Source organism: Streptomyces sp. NPDC102360 (assembly GCF_044766085.1).
GTDB lineage: Bacteria > Actinomycetota > Actinomycetes > Streptomycetales > Streptomycetaceae > Streptomyces.
This window is the reverse complement of record NZ_JBIWLG010000012.1, coordinates 186,736-202,845: the sequence shown is the minus strand read 5'-3', so window position 1 is coordinate 202,845 and position 16,110 is coordinate 186,736. Positions and strand designations below refer to the sequence as shown.

The following is a 16,110-nucleotide window of genomic DNA, read 5'->3' as shown; positions in this document are numbered from 1 at the left end:
CGTTACGCCGCCGCCAGTTCGCACCACACGTACTTGCCCCGGTTCGCCCCGTGCCCCAGCGGGTGCCAGCCCCACCCATCGGCGCAGGCCCGTACGAGCACGAGGCCCCGCCCCTCCTCCGCCTCGGCACCCGACGCGTTCGCTCCCGGTGGCTCCGGTGGCTCGGGGTCGGTGTCCCACGCACCGAGGCGCAGCACCCCGCCCGCGCAGCGCAACCGCAACGCCGCCGGCCCCTTCGTGTGCCGCACGGCGTTGCCGACCAGCTCGGCGACGAGCAGCTCCGCGACATCCGCCAGGCGGATCAGGCCGTGCATGGTGAGGATCAGTCGCAGGGTGCGGCGGCAGATCGGTACGGCGCGGGGGTCGTTGGGGATGTAGAGGCTGTACTCCCACGGTTCGGTTTCGGGCATGGGGCATCAACTCCGTTGAGATGGGGCGGGTTGGTGTACGGCGGGCGGTGGCATGCCGCGTCCGCCATGGCAGGTCAGAGCGGTGCGCTTCCGACTCCGCTGCGATTCACAGCGTGTACGTTGCGTCACTGACGGTAGAGCTTAGATTTAAGGTCCCGCAAGCCAGTCACGTAATGTCCCCCTGAACGGGTTGCCCTGACGGGCGAGTTGGATCGAGGAGCGGCGATGGGTACCAAGCGCGAACCGACAGCACGGCAGTTGCGACTCGCGGTCGAATTGCGCCGTCTCCGCGACGCCGCGGACCTCAGCGCACGGGAGGCCGCGGCCCTGCTCGGCGTGAACTCCGTTCAGATCAGCCAGATCGAGGCAGGCACCTCAGGCGTGAGCGACCAGCGCCTGAGGAGCCTCGCGGCGCACTACTCCTGCACGGACGGCAAGTTCGTCGACGCGCTCGCCGCCATGGCCACCGACCGGACGCGCGGCTGGTGGGAGGAGTACCGGGGCCTGCTACCCACAGCCTTCCTTGACCTGTCTGAGCTGGAACACCACGCCGCCTACCGGTGGGACGTCGACTTCCTGCACGTCCCCGGCCTCCTCCAGACAGAGGCTTACTCACGGGCGCTCTTCGCACGCCGGGTCCCAGAACTTCCCGAGGCGGACGTCGAGTTGCGTGTGCGGCATCGAATGCAGAGGCGCACCGTCATCGAAGCCGTGCACGCCACCCCCTACGAAGTCCTCGTCCACGAGGCAGCTCTGCGGATCCGGGTCGGTGGTCGCGCCACCTCGCGGGCCCAACTCGCACAGATCCTGGAGCTCTCCGCAGAAGACCACGTCACCGTACGAGTCATCCCCTTCGATCTGGACGAATTCGCCGACATCACAGCCGACATGGTCTACGCGGGAGGCCCCGTCCCGAAGCTGGACACAGTGGTGCGCGATGGCCCCCATGGCGCAATCTTCGTGGATTGCGAAGCGCAACTGGGCGTCTTCCGAACACTCTTCCGTAGAGTGGAGGCGGTATCACTCACCCATGAGCGGTCGCGCGACTTGATCCACCGCCTGGCCAAGGAACTGTGAGGCATCCCGTGAACACCCCCAATACCTGGCGGAAGTCCTCCTATTCAGGAAGCGGCGACGGGAACGCCTGCGTGGAAATCGCGGACGCCCCCACCCACATCTCCATCCGCGATTCCAAAGATCCGGCCCGAGGCGCCCTCACCTTCCCCACGGGCGCCTTCGCCACCTTCGTCGACGCCCTCAAGAGCCGCGACCGCGCCGTGCCCAAAGACCTGTGAGGCACACCGTGACTGTTCCCGACAACTGGCGGAAGTCGTCCTACTCCGGCGGCGGCGACGGCAACAACTGCGTGGAGATCGCCGACCTCCACCCCCGCGTAGCGATACGCGACTCCAAGGCCCCCACCCGCGGCGCGCTCACCTTCCCCGCCCCCGCGTTCACCGCGTTCGTGGCCGCGCTCACGCCACCCACTGCTCGTACGCCATCTTGACCACCAGCGCGCACACCACCGTCAGCAGCACCACCCGTACGAATCCCGCTCCCCGCTTGAGGGCCGTATGCGCGCCCACCATGCCGCCCGCCAGGTTGAACACCGCCATCAGACCCGCGAGTTGCCAGTACACCTGACCCTTCCAGGCGAACATCGCCAATGCCCCGGCGTTGGTGCAACAGTTGACGATCTTCGCCGTGGCGGAGGCCGTCACCAGGTCCAGGTGGAGGATCGCGGTCAGGGCGAGGACGAGGAACGTGCCGGTGCCCGGGCCGATCAGGCCGTCGTAGAAGCCGATACCGAGGCCGGCGAAGCCGATCGCCGCCCAGATCCGGCGGGGCGAGGCCGGGACGGCGGTCGGCGCCGTGCCGAACGACGGGCGGAAGATCACGAACGCGCCCACCGCCACCAGCACCACCATCACGACCGGTTTGAGGACCTCCGTGCTCATGCCCGTCGCGAGCAGCGCCCCGCCGGTCGACCCGATGAGGGCGGCCGTGCCGATGCGCACCGCGAGGCGTACGTCGACGGGGGCCTTGCGGGCGTACGTGACGGCCGCGCCGGTCGTGCCGACGATGGCGACCGCCTTGTTCGTGCCGAGGGCGTGGCCCGCCGCTGCGGAGTTCGGTAGACCGAGGAGGAGGGCCGGGAGCAGGAGCAGTCCGCCGCCGCCCACCACCGCGTCGACCCAGCCCGCCGCGAGCGCGGCGATACACAGCACGACGACGGTGGTCAGGGATATGTCAGGCATGATCGGGACTCTACGGATCCGCCGCCTGCACGGCCCACGGCCCCCTGGAAGGCTGAGGTTGATCTGAGGGTTCCGTACCGGTATGTGGGACGGACCGGTCCGGAGCCGGGGGCGCCGCCGGGGCGACCGTCAGCGCGAGGCACGTAGCGACCAGGGCGCTGGCCGAGGCGAGCCCGGCCATGGCCCTGCGGCGGGCCTGGATCGTGGGGGCGTGTGCGGTGCGGGTGGGTCTGGTGTGGCGGCCCATGAGGGGTGTCTTCTCTTCTCCGAAATCCGAAATCAGAAAGGTGCGGGGCACGGTCAGTACGTGAAGGACTCCGCGTGGATGCGGGTCTCGGGGACGCCCGCCCTCACCAACGCAGCCGTCGCCGTCTCCGTCATCCCGGGCGGTCCGCACAAGTACACGTCGTGGGCGGCGAGTTCGGGCACCAGGGCGCGCAGCGACTGCGGGGCGAGCGGATCGAAGGACGTGCCGGAGGAGCCGAGGAGGTAGTGCAGGGACGCGCCCCGACTCCGCGCGATGGACTCCAACTCGTCGCGGAGCACCAGGTGTTCGGTGCTGCTCGCGCGGTAGAGGAGCGTGATGTCCCCCGGGTCGCCGGGCAGCGTCTCGAACAGGGCCCGCAGGGGTGTGATGCCCACTCCCCCGGCCAGCAGCAGCACCTTCCGCCGCGTACGGCGGTGCGCCGTGAGCGCGCCGAACGGGCCGGTCGCGACCACCCGTACCCCAGGACGCAGCCTCCGCACCCTGCGCGTGTGGTCGCCGACCGCCTTCACTGTGATCCGGACGTGGTCCCCGTCGACCGGCGCCGACAGGGAGAAGGGGAGCGCCGTGTGCCACAGCCGCCGCGTCAGGAACCGCCAGCGGAAGAACTGGCCCGGTTCCGCGCGCAGCCGCCCCAGGTCGGTGCCGCGCATCAGGACCGAGGCGACGCCGGGGCCCTCCTGCCGTACGTCGACGATCCGCAGCCGGTGCCGCAGCGCCTGCCGCACCGGCACGACCAGCCGGTACCAGACCAGCAGTACGGCGACGGTGGCGTGCAGCAGTGACCACAGCCCGAGACCGAGCGGACCGGACGCGATGTCGGGGCCCGCGAGCTGGTGCGCGAAGGCCAGCGCCGCGGCGACGTACGTCAGCAGGTGCAGCCCCCGCCACGTGCCGTGCCCGACGCGGCGGCGGACCGCGCGGGCGCTGCTCACGCCGACCGCGGCGAACAGCGCGGTGCCGGCCGCCGCGGCGGCGAGCGCCGGGTAGCCGAGCAGCTCGGCGACGGTGCCGAACAGGTCGGTTCCGGTGTGCGCCGCGTAACCGCACAGGGCGAGCAGGACGTGGGCGGCGCACAGGGTGAGGACGTGGCGGCCGCCCCGCGCGTGGTGGCGCGCGAGCCGGTCGGCGCCGATGCCGTGCTCGACGGCGGGCACCCGCGCCATGAAGAAGAGCATGACCAGGATCCCGTACCCGGCGAGCAGGCCGGTGAGGTGGGCGCCGGTCGTGAACAGCGCGTCGATCCGGGCCGACGGGCGGATCTGCGCCATCCACAGCGCGGTCACGAGCAGCGCGCCCGCACGGATCCCGGTCCGCAGCTGGTACGGGGTGAGCCGGGCGGGCGCGGCGGGCCGTACGCGGGGTGCCCTGCGGGGGCGCGGAGGGATCGGTGGCGCCTTGCGGCGCGGCTCGGTCTGTCTGCGGTAGGCCGACAGTGCGGGGTGGCGGGGAAGTTCGGAATCGGCGGCCTGGATCGTCACGCCCGCACACTAGGCTCAAGCGAGGCTGGATTTCGGCTGGTCAGGGGCCTCTCGCCGATCCTTAAGGCTCCCTTGAGGACAACCTGAACACGGATTAAGCGCCAGCCGTCGGGCCCGCCCTCACCCAGGCGTCGGCCGGGCCGAAACTCCCCGCGGAGGCCGCGACGGCCCCGGCCCCGATGCCGTCGCCGCCGAGGACGCCACCCGACACCGTCCCCCGCCCGCCCACCCGTTACCGTCACACGCCCGGAGGGCCCGGGCTTCACCGGACGCCCACCCGCCCCTCACACCGGCTCACCGCGCACGCTGAGCCCACCGTTCCTCACGGGAAACCATCGGGACGCCACCGGGAAACACCCGCCCCGCAGTCTGCGAAGCATGACCGCACCGTACGAGCACGACGACGCCACGACCGGCCAGGGCCCCGGCCCCGGCCGCGTCGTCGTCATCGGCACCGGCCTCGCCGGCACCCGTATCGCCCACCGCCTGGGCGAGCGGGCCACGCTGATCGGCGAGGAGACGCACGCCCCGTACAACCGCGTGCTGCTCGCCGAGGTGCTGGCCGGGACGTACGCCCCCGAGGTCATCGAGCTGCCCCGCGCCACAGGACCGCACCTGCGCACCCGCGCCGTCCGGATCGACCGCGAGCGGCGGCTCGTGCAGTGCGAGAACGGGGACGAGGTCGGATACGACACCCTCGTCCTCGCCACCGGCTCGAACCCCGTACTGCCTCCGCTGCGCGGACTGTTCGCGCCGGACGCCACCGAACTGCCGGGCGGCGTCCACGCGTTCCGCACGATGGACGACTGCCTGGCGCTGACCGAGGCCGTCACCGATGGCACCCGCGCCGTCGTCATCGGCGGCGGCCTCCTCGGTGTCTCGGCGGCCCGCGCGCTCGCCCGGCGCGGCGCGCAGGTCGTCCTCACCCAGCAGTCCGAGCGCCTCATGGAGCGCCAGCTCGACCCGCGCTCCTCCGAACTCGTCCGCCGCCACCTCACCGCGCTCGGCGTGGAGATCCACACCGAGTGCCGGGTGCGCGGCGTCGGCGTCGTCGACGGACACGTACGCCGCGTCGAGCTGCACGACGGGTACGTGCTCGGCACCGACGTCACCGTCCTCGCCTGCGGGGTCCGGCCGCGCACCGGTCTCGCGCAGGCCGCCGGGCTCGACGTCCGCAAGGGGATCGTCGTCGACGACGCGCTGCGCACCAGCGACCCGCACATCCGCGCGGTCGGCGACTGCGCCCAGCACGCCGGCACCGTCTACGGTCTCGCGACGCCCGCCCTGGAGCAGGCCGACGCGCTCGCCGACGTCCTCACCGGCAGCGAGGACGCCGCGTACACCGGCACCCGCACCCTGACCCGGCTCACCCTGCCGCACGAGGCGGGACCGCTGGACCTCGCCGCGTTCGGCGAGACGGAGGCACTGCCCGGCGACGACGTCGTACAGCTCGCCGACGCCACCCGCGGCACGTACCGGAAGGTCGTCGTGCGCGGCGACCGTCTTGTCGGCGGGGTGCTCGTCGGGGAACTGGCCACGGTCGGCGCGCTCGCACACGCCTGGGAGTCCAACGAATCACTGCCCGCCGACGACGCTGTCGGCGCGCCTCTGCTGCACCTGCTCACCCACGACGGAGGCCTCTGACATGGCGACCTCAATGCCCACCCTCGTACTCGTCGGCCACGGCATGGTCGGGCAGCGTTTCCTCGAAGCCGCCGCCGAGCGCGGGCTCACCGGGACGCACCGAGTGGTCGTCCTGTGCGAGGAGCCGCGTCCCGCCTACGACCGCGTGCACCTCACCTCGTACTTCTCGGGCACCACACCCGAGGAACTCTCCATGACGGACCCGGAGTTCATCGAGAAGCACGGCATCGAGCTGTACGTCGGCGATCCCGCCGTGGTCGTCGACCGCGAGTCCCGTGTCGTGCACGCCCGCTCCGGGCTCAAGGTCCCCTACGACACGCTGGTGCTGGCCACCGGCTCGTACCCCTTCGTCCCGCCGGTGCCCGGCAAGGACGCGACCGGCTGCTTCGTGTACCGGACGATCGAGGACCTGTACGCGATCGAGGAGTACGCCAAGAACAACGCGACAGTCGGCGCCGTCGTCGGCGGCGGGCTCCTCGGCCTTGAGGCCGCGGGCGCGCTGCAGGGTCTCGGACTCGCCACGCACATCGTCGAGTTCGCGCCGCGGCTGATGCCGGTGCAGGTCGACGAGGGCGGCGGCGCGGCCCTGCTGCGGACCATCTCCGACATGGGACTCGACGTGCACACCGGCGTCGGCACCCAGGAGGTCGTCACGGACGCCGAGGACGCCGTGCGCGGCATGAAGCTGTCGGACGGCAGCGAACTCGCCACCGACCTCGTCGTCTTCTCCGCCGGCGTCCGCCCCCGCGACCAGCTCGCCCGCGACATGGGCCTCACGGTCGGCGAGCGCGGCGGCATCACCGTCGACGAGCGGTGCCGCACCAGCGACCCGGACGTCTTCGCGATCGGCGAGTGCGCGCAGGCCTCGGACGGGCGGGTGTACGGACTGGTGGCCCCCGGCTACGAGATGGCGCTCACGGTCGCCGACACCATCGCCGAACAGGACGCGTCCTTCACCGGCGCCGACCTCTCCACCAAGCTGAAGCTGCTCGGCGTCGACGTCGCCTCGTTCGGCGACGCGCACGGCGCCACCGACGGCTGCCTCGACGTCGTCTACTCGGACTCGCGCTCGGGCACGTACAAGAAGCTCGTGATCGGCGGCGAGGGCGAGATCCTCGGAGGCATCCTCGTCGGCGACGCGGAGGCCTACGGGACGCTGCGCGCGCTCACCGGGACCGTACCGCCGATCGCTCCCGAGCAGCTGGTCCTCCCGGCCGGTGCCGGCGCGCCCGCCCAGCTCGGCCCGGAGGCGCTGCCCGACGACGCCGTCATCTGCTCCTGCCACAACGTGACCAAGGGCGCGATCTGCGAGCACACCTCGCTGCCCGAGGTGAAGAAGTGCACCAAGGCCGGTACGGGCTGCGGGAGTTGCGTCAAGCTCATCGGCCAGCTCCTGCCGAAGTCCGGTGACGACGGGCTGTGCGGCTGCTTCAAGCACACGCGCTCGGAGCTGTACGAGATCGTGCGCGTCAAGCGGATCACGACGTACGCGCAACTCCTCGACGAGCACGGCCGGGAGGGCGCGCGCGGCGGCGAGGGCTGCGAGATCTGCAAGCCGACCGTCGGCTCGATCATCGCCTCGCTCGCCCCGTCGATCGGCGCGGACGGCTACGTCCTGGAAGGCGAGCAGGCGGCGCTCCAGGACACCAACGACCACTTCCTCGCCAACCTCCAGAAGAACGGCTCGTACTCGGTCGTGCCCCGGATCCCCGGCGGCGAGATCACGCCCGAGAAGCTCATCGTGATCGGCGAGGTGGCGCGCGACTTCGGCCTCTACACGAAGATCACAGGTGGCCAGCGCATCGACCTCTTCGGCGCGCGGGTCGACCAACTGCCCATGATCTGGGCCCGGTTGGTCGACGCCGGCTTCGAGTCCGGGCACGCGTACGGCAAGTCTTTGCGCACCGTGAAGTCGTGCGTCGGGCAGACCTGGTGCCGCTACGGGGTGCAGGACTCGGTCAAGATGGCCATCGACCTGGAACTGCGCTACCGGGGCCTGCGCTCGCCGCACAAGCTGAAGTCGGCGGTCTCCGGGTGCGCCCGGGAGTGCGCGGAGGCCCAGTCGAAGGACTTCGGCGTCATCGCCACCGCCAACGGCTGGAACCTGTACGTGGGCGGCAACGGTGGCATGACACCTCGTCACGCCGACCTGCTGGCCCAGGACTTGAGCGACGCGGAGCTGGTCCGCCTGATCGACCGGTTCCTGATGTTCTACATCCGCACCGCCGACCGCCTGGAGCGCACCTCGGTCTGGCTGGACCGGATCGACGGTGGCCTCGACCACGTACGGGACGTCGTCGTGCACGACTCGCTCGGCATCTGCGACGAGCTGGAGGCGCTGATGCGCGAGCACGTCGCGCACTACCGCGACGAGTGGTCGGAGACCATCAACGACCCCGAGCGCCTGTCCCGCTTCGTCTCCTTCGTGAACGCCCCCGACACCCCGGACCCGACGGTCCGCTTCATGCCCGAGCGCGACCAGATCAAGCCCGAGCTGCCGCTGATTCCCCTGGCCTCCATGGAAGGACTGGCTGTCCGATGACCATCGCCCCTGAACTGACCACCCTCGTACAACTCGACGTGGACGGCGAGCTGGTGGCCGTGTGCGAACCGTCCCGCCTGAGCTCGGGGCGCGGGGTCGCCGTCCTGCTCCCCGACGGCCGACAGGCCGCGGTCTTCATGGACCGCACGGGCCACGTCTACGCGATCGACAACACCGACCCGTTCACCGGGGCGTCCGTGCTCTCGCGCGGGCTGCTGGGCTCGGCGGAGGGGCGGCCGTTCGTCGCCTCGCCCCTGCTGAAGCAGCGGTTCGACCTGGAGACCGGGCGGTGCCTGGACGACGACGGGGTCGCCGTCAGGACGTACGCGGCGCGTTGAGACTGGCAGTGACATCAGTCACAGAGAAAACACAGGGATAGAGAGCAACTTTCACAATCCGTCCGTATTTCATCCCCAGTAAGCGCAGAACACCGCTCACACCCGGACAGAAAGCCCCGCACGGGCGCCCTCGAACCGCCTTAGGATCTCGGCCTCAGCGCTTACACGCGCCTTACTCCGATCCGAACAGAGGGCGTCCCGTGCAGATCCGTCAGATTCTCGCGACAGCCGCAGTCGCCGCCGTGACCGCTCCGGTGGCGCTGCTGTCCGTCTCTCCGGCGTACGCCGGGACCAGCTCCACCGTGCAGAGCCAGGAGCAGTCCTCCATAGCCGAGTTGAAGCAGGCCGTGAAGGAGGCGAAGAAGGCGTACAAGGCGGCGCTGGCCGCCAAGGACGAGCTGATCCAGGAGCTCAAGGACACCGAGCTTCCGACGAATCCGGTCAAGGCCGCCCTCGACAGCGCGCAGAAGGCGGCCGACGAGGCCGCGACGGTGAAGACCACCGCGGACGAGGCCGTCAAGACGGCGCAGGCGAAGCTGGACGCGCTCAAGGCCGACGAAGCCGCCACCGCCGAGGAGAAGGACGCGGCCCAGAAGGCGCTGGACCAGGCCACCACCGCCGCGACGGACGCCGACGCCACCAAGACGGACGCCGACGCCAAGCTCACCAAGGCCACCGAGGCCTACAACAACCTCCGGATCGGCATCACGAAGAAGATCTCCCAGGCCGACAATGACATCGAGGCCGCCCGCACCGCGCTGAAGACCGCCAAGAAGGCCCTCGCCGACGCGAAGGACGAGGAGCCCGGCCCGGTCGACCCCGCGGACCCCGGCTGCACGGACGGCACCGACCTCAAGGCGAGCCTCTCCGGACTGCCCTCCAAGATCGCCGCCGGCTCCTCGGTCGACTTCAAGCTGCGCCTGACCAACACCACGAAGAAGACCCTCGACGAGGTGCTGCCCTTCGTGGCCGTGGGCGCGGTCGACAAGAGCGGCGAGAAGGACATCTCCAGCAAGCTGCACCTCAAGTCCAAGCAGGACGGCGCCTGGAAGACCGTCGACCAGGAGAGCTACGCGGGCGAGTTCACCAACGTGAAGGCCGGTGCGCACGTCGACCTGCCGCTGCGCCTGACGATCGACCGCTCCACGCCGGCCGGCTACGGCGCCAGCCTCGCCGTGGGCGAGTACTTCAACCAGGACGAGAGCTGCGGCACGAGCGACCTCGCCGTGTACGAGTTCACGATCAACCCGGTCGGCGCCGGCAACTCCGACACCCCCGCCGGTGAGGGCAACAAGCCCAAGCCGCAGGGCAGCGCCTCCCCCGTGGCGAACTCCGGCTCGGGCAACGGCTCCGCCGACACGGACGGCTCCCTCGCCACCACCGGCTCCTCCTCCGCCCTGCCGACGATCGGCCTCGCGGGCGGCGCCGCCGTGCTGCTCGGCGCCGGCGCGGTGTACGTGGTGCGCCGCCGCAAGGCCGACGCCAACAGCTGAGGCCTGCACCACCGATGACCGACGGCGGACCCGCGCCCCTGCTGGAGGGGGCGCCGGTCCGCCGTCTTCATCGACCCTGTCGGCCGGCCGTCCTCAGCGGTCGAGCCGGTCGAGCGCCTTGAAGTCCACACCGGTCAGCTGCTCCGACGCGGCCCACAGCCGCTCCCCCGCCGCGTCGTCGACCGTCCACGACGCCCGCCAGGACTTGACGGGGGCACCGCGCCACATCGCCACGCGCGGGCCGTAGAAGTCGTCGGGGCGCACATCCGTGGCCGTGGCCGCGCGCAGCGTCGGCAGTGCCCCGACTGCTGCGGGCTGCCCGAAGAACCGGTTGCCGACCTCGTAGAACCGCTCCATGCCCTTGCGGCCCTCCATCTGGGCGCTGCGCGCCTGCAACTCCGTGGCCGCGTAACCGGGGTGCGCGGCGGCCGCCACCAGGTCCGCGTCCGCCGCTCGTACCCGCCGCGCCAGCTCGTGCACGAACAGCAGGTTGGCCGTCTTGGACCGCCCGTAGGCGACCCAACGCCCGTACTTCCGCTCGCTGTTGAGGTCGGCGATGTCGATGTTGGCCAGGGCGTGCAGCCCGCTGGAGACGGAGACGACGCGGGGCGCGGGCGCCGCGAGCAGGGCCGGCAGCAGCAGCCCGGTGAGCGCGAAGTGCCCCAGGTGGTTCACGCCGAACTGGGTCTCGAAGCCGTCAGCGGTGCGGCCGTACGGGAGGGCCATCACGCCCGCGTTGTTGACCAGGAGGTCGAGCGGGCTGTCCTGGCGGGCCTCGGCGAAGGCCCGTACGGAGGCGAGGTCCCCGAGGTCGAGCGGCGCGAACTCGGCCCGCGCTCCGGGGACTTCGGCCGTGAGGCGGTCCAGGGCCGCGGTGCCGCGCGGCTCGCTGCGGCAGGCCAGCACCACGTGGGCGCCCGCGCGGGCCAGTTCGCGTGCGGTGACGTAGCCGATGCCGGTATTGGCTCCGGTGACCACCGCCGTACGGCCCTGCTGGTCGGGGATGTCGGTCGCGCTCCAGCCGCTCATGGGTCGGCTCTCCTTCGGGGGGACGTCGCCTGTGGGGGATGTGGGGGATGTTGGAGTTACCGAAGGGTACGCACCCGTGGAAAAGGGCGGCACCCCCCGCACAGGGGTGCCGCCCTTTCCTGGATACGTAGACGTGGATACGCAGACGTGACTGCGCGGACGTGACTACGTGGATACCGGGGCCGCCGCGAATCGGTGAGGGTCGGGGACTCGCGGCGGCCCCGGAGTTCAGAGCCCGTCAAAGGGGCTCGGGCCGCCGGTCAGCGGTGGTCGCTGCCCGCCGAAGTGGACGCCGCTCGGCCCGCCTCCAGGCGGGCGACCGGGATACGGAACGGGGAGCAGGAGACGTAGTCGAGCCCGACCTCGTGGAAGAAGTGGACCGACTCCGGGTCGCCGCCGTGCTCGCCGCAGACGCCGAGCTTGAGGTCGGGCCGCGTGGCACGGCCCGCCTCGACGGCGGACTTCACGAGCGAGCCGACGCCGTCCTTGTCGATCGTCTCGAACGGCGACACCCCGAAGATGCCCTTCTCCAGGTACGCCGTGAAGAAGCTCGCCTCCACGTCGTCGCGGCTGAAGCCCCAGACCGTCTGCGTGAGGTCGTTGGTGCCGAAGGAGAAGAACTGCGCCGCCTCGGCGATCTGCCCGGCCGTGAGGGCGGCGCGGGGCAGCTCGATCATGGTGCCGATGGCGAGCTTCAGCTTGACGCCGTGGCTCTCCTCGACCTCCGCGATGACCTGGTCGGCCTCCTCGCGGACGATCTCCAGCTCCTGGACGGTGCCGACGAGCGGGATCATGATCTCGGCGCGCGGGTCGCCCTTGGCGTTCTTGCGCTCCGCCGCGGCCTCGGCGATGGCGCGGACCTGCATGGTGAACAGGCCGGGGATGACGAGGCCGAGACGGACACCGCGCAGACCCAGCATCGGGTTCTGCTCGTGCAGCCGGTGCACGGCCTGGAGCAGGCGCAGGTCGTTCTCGTTGTTGTCCTTGCGGGACTCGGCGAGCGCGACGCGCACCGACAGCTCGGTGATGTCGGGGAGGAACTCGTGCAGCGGCGGGTCGAGCAGGCGGACGGTGACCGGGAGGCCGTCCATCGCCTCGAAGAGCTCGACGAAGTCCTGCTTCTGGAGCGGCAGGAGCTGCTTCAGGGACTCCTCGCGCTCGGCGTCCGTGTCGGCGAGGATCAGCTTCTCGACCAGCTCGCGCCGGTCGCCGAGGAACATGTGCTCGGTGCGGCACAGGCCGATGCCCTGCGCGCCGAAGCGGCGGGCGCGCAGCGCGTCCTCGGCGTTGTCGGCGTTGGCCCGTACGCGCAGGCGGCGTACTCGGTCCGCGTAGGCCATGATCCGGTGCACGGCGCCCACGAGTTCGTCGGCGTCGTCGGCGCCGGCGTGCATCCGGCCTTCGAAGTACTCGACGACCGGGGAGGGCACGACGGGCACCTCGCCGAGGTAGACCTTGCCGGTGGAGCCGTCGATGGAGACGACGTCGCCCTCCTCGACGACGGTCTCGCCGATGGTCATCCGGCGGCGCTTGGTGTCGACTTCGAGGTCCTCGGCGCCACACACGCACGTCTTGCCCATGCCGCGCGCGACGACGGCGGCGTGCGAGGTCTTGCCGCCGCGACTCGTCAGGATGCCCTCGCAGGCGATCATGCCGTCGAGGTCGTCGGGGTTGGTCTCGCGGCGGATCAGGATGACCTTCTCGCCGGAGCGCGACCACTTGATGGCGGTGTACGAGTCGAAGACCGCCTTGCCGACCGCCGCGCCCGGAGAGGCGGCGATGCCGCGGCCGAGCAGGTCGACCTTCGCCTCGTCGTCGAAGCGCGGGAACATCAGCTGCGCGAGCTGCGCGCCGCTGACCCGCTGGAGGGCCTCGGCCTCGTCGATCAGGCCCTGGTCGACGAGCTGCGTCGCGATCCGGAAGGCGGCACCGGCGGTGCGCTTGCCGACGCGGGTCTGGAGCATCCACAACTGGCCGCGCTCGATGGTGAACTCGATGTCGCAGAGATCCTTGTAGTGGTTCTCCAAGGTCTCCATGATCTGCATGAGCTGGTCGTACGACTTCTTGTCGATCTGCTCCAGCTCGGCGAGCGGCACGGTGTTGCGGATGCCCGCGACGACGTCCTCGCCCTGGGCGTTCTGCAGGTAGTCGCCGTAGACGCCCTGGTGGCCCGAGGCCGGGTCGCGGGTGAACGCGACGCCCGTGCCGGAGTCCGCGCCGAGGTTGCCGAAGACCATCGAACAGACGTTGACCGCCGTGCCCAGGTCGCCGGGGATGCGCTCCTGGCGGCGGTACAGCTTGGCCCGGTCGGTGTTCCACGACTCGAAGACCGCGTTTATGGCGAGGTCCATCTGCTCGCGCGGGTCCTGCGGGAAGTCGCGCCCGGCCTCGGTCTTGACGATCTTCTTGAAGCGCGTGACGAGCTTCTTGAGGTCGGCGGCGTCCAGGTCGGTGTCGACCGCGACCTTCTTGGCGGCCTTGGCCTTCTCCAGAGCGTCCTCGAAGAGCTCGCCGTCGATGTCCAGGACGGTCTTGCCGAACATCTGGATGAGGCGGCGGTACGAGTCCCAGGCGAAGCGGTCGTCGCCGGCCTGCTTGGCGAGGCCCTGCACCGACTTGTCGGAGAGACCGATGTTGAGGACGGTGTCCATCATGCCCGGCATGGAGAACTTCGCGCCCGAACGGACCGACACCAGAAGGGGGTTGTCGGCCTGGCCGAGCTTCTTCCCCATCTTCTTCTCGAGCGCGTCGAGGTGCTGGGAGACCTCGTCACGGAGTGCCACCGGCTCCTCGCCGCTGTCGAGGTAGACCTTGCAGGCCTCGGTGGTGACGGTGAAGCCGGGCGGGACCGGAAGCCCCAGGTTGGTCATCTCGGCGAGGTTGGCACCCTTGCCGCCCAGCAGGTCCTTGAGGTCCTTGTTGCCCTCGGTGAAGTCGTAAACGAACTTCGCTACCTGAGGATCCTTGTTCTCCGACACGTGTCTCGACTCCTCGAGGCTCGGTGGCTGCCCTGACGGCGAGGAACATACCCAGATCCAAGGCCTGTGGGTACGTCCACTCAGCTGTCATACGGGCGTAACCACCCGTCCGCCAGGAGATCGAAAGCGCTGGACGGTAGGCGCCCCCTCCACCCTTGCCTTCATTATTTGAAGACACTACTCCCGTAGACCCGGCTTAACGCTCACATGAGCGCGCTCTGCTCGTTTGTGCGTTCAGATCATAAATGATCGAACAGTGGCACTGAGTGCCACGACTTGGAGAAGTGCAGACGGGTTTCAACTGCTCGTTTGAGCGCAACCCCGATCAGAGGTGGCGAGAATCACGCCGCGAAAGAGGGCTCCTGGACGCCCCTGTCCCAACATGCGGACGCCGCAGGGGCTTGTAGATCAAGCCCCTGCGGCGATTGAGCAGCGGGGCCCGGGGCAGAGCCCCGCGACCGCAACCCCGCTGCCGCGCAACGAAACGAAGGGTCACCCCCCGGACGTGTCCAGTTCCGCATCCTCGGAGAGCCCCGCACAGTCGTACGGGTCCTTCAGCCACCCGTCCGGCAGGACCACCCGCCCATTGCCCGACGTACGCCCACGCGGCCCGTCGGCCCCCGCCGGCCACCCCTGGTCGAGGTCCAACTCGTCGAGCCCGGAACGGAGTTCCTCCAGCGACGACGTGGTAGCGAGCCGCTTGCGCAGCTCACCCCCGACCGCGAAGCCCTTCAGGTACCAGGCCACGTGCTTACGGAAGTCGATGACGCCGCGCGCCTCGTCGCCGATCCACTCACCGAGCAGCGAGGCATGCCGCACCATCGCGTCGGAGACGACCCGCAGCGTCGGCCGGACCCGCTCCTCGCGGCCCTCGAACGCCGCCACCAGGTCCGCGAACAGCCACGGCCGGCCGAGGCAGCCGCGTCCCACGACGACCCCGTCGACCCCGGTCTCGCGGACCATGCGCAGCGCGTCGTCCGCCGACCAGATGTCGCCGTTGCCGAGCACGGGGATCTCCGGGACGTGCTCCTTCAGGCGCGCGATCGCGTCCCAGTCCGCCGTGCCGCCGTAGTGCTCCGCCGCCGTACGACCGTGCAGCGCGATCGCCGTGACGCCCTCCTCGACGGCGATCCGGCCCGCGTCGAGGAACGTGATGTGGTCGTCGTCGATGCCCTTGCGCATCTTCATCGTGACCGGCAGGTCACCGGCGCCCGACACGGCTTCCTTCAGGATCGCGCGCAACAGGTTCCGCTTGTACGGGAGCGCGGAGCCGCCGCCCTTGCGGGTCACCTTCGGGACCGGGCAGCCGAAGTTCAGGTCGATGTGGTCGGCGAGGTCCTCCTCCGCGATCATGCGGACGGCCTTGCCGACGGTGGCCGGGTCGACCCCGTAGAGCTGGATGGACCTGGGCTTCTCACTCTCGTCGAAGTGAATGAGCTGCATGGTCTTCTCGTTGCGCTCGACCAGCGCCCGCGTCGTGATCATCTCGCTGACGAAGAGGCCCTTGCCACCGCTGAACTCCCTGCACAGTGTGCGGAACGGCGCGTTCGTGATCCCTGCCATGGGGGCGAGGACCACCGGCGGCTGCACGTGGTGGGGGCCAATGTTCAGAGCGGACATCTCAGGGCTCTCCGGGACGGACGACGGGGTGGGGGCAAGCATCCATTGTCCC

The 16,110-nt window shown here is 70.4% G+C and carries 13 protein-coding genes; 7 read left to right on the top strand and 6 right to left on the bottom strand.

All coding sequences use genetic code 11. The annotated features are described in order from the left end of the window. Window positions 1-2 precede the first annotated feature (2 nt). Window positions 3-410, bottom strand: a complete 408-nt coding sequence (locus tag ACIRHA_RS35165) for an ATP-binding protein (RefSeq protein ID WP_403854299.1) — start codon at window positions 408-410, stop codon at window positions 3-5. Between the two features lie 225 nt (window positions 411-635). On the opposite strand from ACIRHA_RS35165, the gene ACIRHA_RS35160 reads away from it, so the two are divergent. The 3 genes from ACIRHA_RS35160 to ACIRHA_RS35150 are packed head-to-tail and all read left to right on the top strand — an operon-like array spanning window position 636 to window position 1,917. After that, a complete protein-coding gene (locus tag ACIRHA_RS35160) occupies window positions 636-1,487 on the top strand; it encodes a helix-turn-helix domain-containing protein (RefSeq protein ID WP_403854297.1) in 852 nt (283 codons plus the stop codon). Window positions 1,488-1,495: 8 nt separating this feature from the next. After that, entirely contained in the window at window positions 1,496-1,705 is a 210-nt protein-coding gene (locus tag ACIRHA_RS35155; RefSeq protein WP_403854295.1) for a DUF397 domain-containing protein, read from the top strand. Between the two features lie 8 nt (window positions 1,706-1,713). Then, window positions 1,714-1,917 carry a DUF397 domain-containing protein gene (locus ACIRHA_RS35150; protein WP_403854293.1) on the top strand — a complete coding sequence of 68 codons (204 nt, stop codon included), beginning with the start codon at window positions 1,714-1,716 and terminating at the stop codon, window positions 1,915-1,917. Here ACIRHA_RS35150 and ACIRHA_RS35145 read toward each other — a convergent pair. Further along, on the bottom strand, window positions 1,886-2,668 hold the full coding sequence (locus ACIRHA_RS35145; protein WP_403854291.1) for a sulfite exporter TauE/SafE family protein: 783 nt from the start codon (window positions 2,666-2,668) through the stop codon (window positions 1,886-1,888). The genes ACIRHA_RS35150 and ACIRHA_RS35145 overlap by 32 nt on opposite strands. A 300-nt stretch (window positions 2,669-2,968) precedes the next feature. After that, a complete protein-coding gene (locus ACIRHA_RS35140) occupies window positions 2,969-4,414 on the bottom strand; it encodes a ferric reductase-like transmembrane domain-containing protein (protein ID WP_403854289.1) in 1,446 nt (481 codons plus the stop codon). Window positions 4,415-4,792: 378 nt separating this feature from the next. On the opposite strand from ACIRHA_RS35140, the gene ACIRHA_RS35135 reads away from it, so the two are divergent. The 4 genes from ACIRHA_RS35135 to ACIRHA_RS35120 all read left to right on the top strand — a co-directional run bounded on the left by ACIRHA_RS35135 (window position 4,793) and on the right by ACIRHA_RS35120 (window position 10,431). Next, window positions 4,793-6,058 carry an NAD(P)/FAD-dependent oxidoreductase gene (locus ACIRHA_RS35135; RefSeq protein WP_403854287.1) on the top strand — a complete coding sequence of 422 codons (1,266 nt, stop codon included), beginning with the start codon at window positions 4,793-4,795 and terminating at the stop codon, window positions 6,056-6,058. A 1-nt stretch (window position 6,059) separates the two neighbouring features. Next, on the top strand, window positions 6,060-8,600 hold the full coding sequence (gene nirB / locus ACIRHA_RS35130; protein WP_403854285.1) for a nitrite reductase large subunit NirB: 2,541 nt from the start codon (window positions 6,060-6,062) through the stop codon (window positions 8,598-8,600). Beyond that, window positions 8,597-8,938 carry a nitrite reductase small subunit NirD gene (gene nirD, locus ACIRHA_RS35125; protein ID WP_403854283.1) on the top strand — a complete coding sequence of 114 codons (342 nt, stop codon included), beginning with the start codon at window positions 8,597-8,599 and terminating at the stop codon, window positions 8,936-8,938. The genes nirB and nirD overlap by 4 nt, the downstream gene beginning before the upstream one ends. A 200-nt stretch (window positions 8,939-9,138) precedes the next feature. After that, a complete protein-coding gene (locus ACIRHA_RS35120) occupies window positions 9,139-10,431 on the top strand; it encodes an LPXTG cell wall anchor domain-containing protein (protein WP_403854281.1) in 1,293 nt (430 codons plus the stop codon). 93 nt (window positions 10,432-10,524) lie between these two features. On the opposite strand, the gene ACIRHA_RS35115 is transcribed toward ACIRHA_RS35120, so the two are convergent. The 3 genes from ACIRHA_RS35115 to dusB form a co-directional block, all read right to left on the bottom strand. Further along, entirely contained in the window at window positions 10,525-11,460 is a 936-nt protein-coding gene (locus ACIRHA_RS35115) for an oxidoreductase (RefSeq protein ID WP_403854279.1), read from the bottom strand. A 260-nt stretch (window positions 11,461-11,720) separates the two neighbouring features. Next, on the bottom strand, window positions 11,721-14,438 hold the full coding sequence (ppdK, locus tag ACIRHA_RS35110) for a pyruvate, phosphate dikinase (protein ID WP_403854277.1): 2,718 nt from the start codon (window positions 14,436-14,438) through the stop codon (window positions 11,721-11,723). 492 nt (window positions 14,439-14,930) lie between these two features. Next, on the bottom strand, window positions 14,931-16,058 hold the full coding sequence (gene dusB / locus ACIRHA_RS35105) for a tRNA dihydrouridine synthase DusB (protein ID WP_403854275.1): 1,128 nt from the start codon (window positions 16,056-16,058) through the stop codon (window positions 14,931-14,933). Window positions 16,059-16,110: the final 52 nt, after the last annotated feature.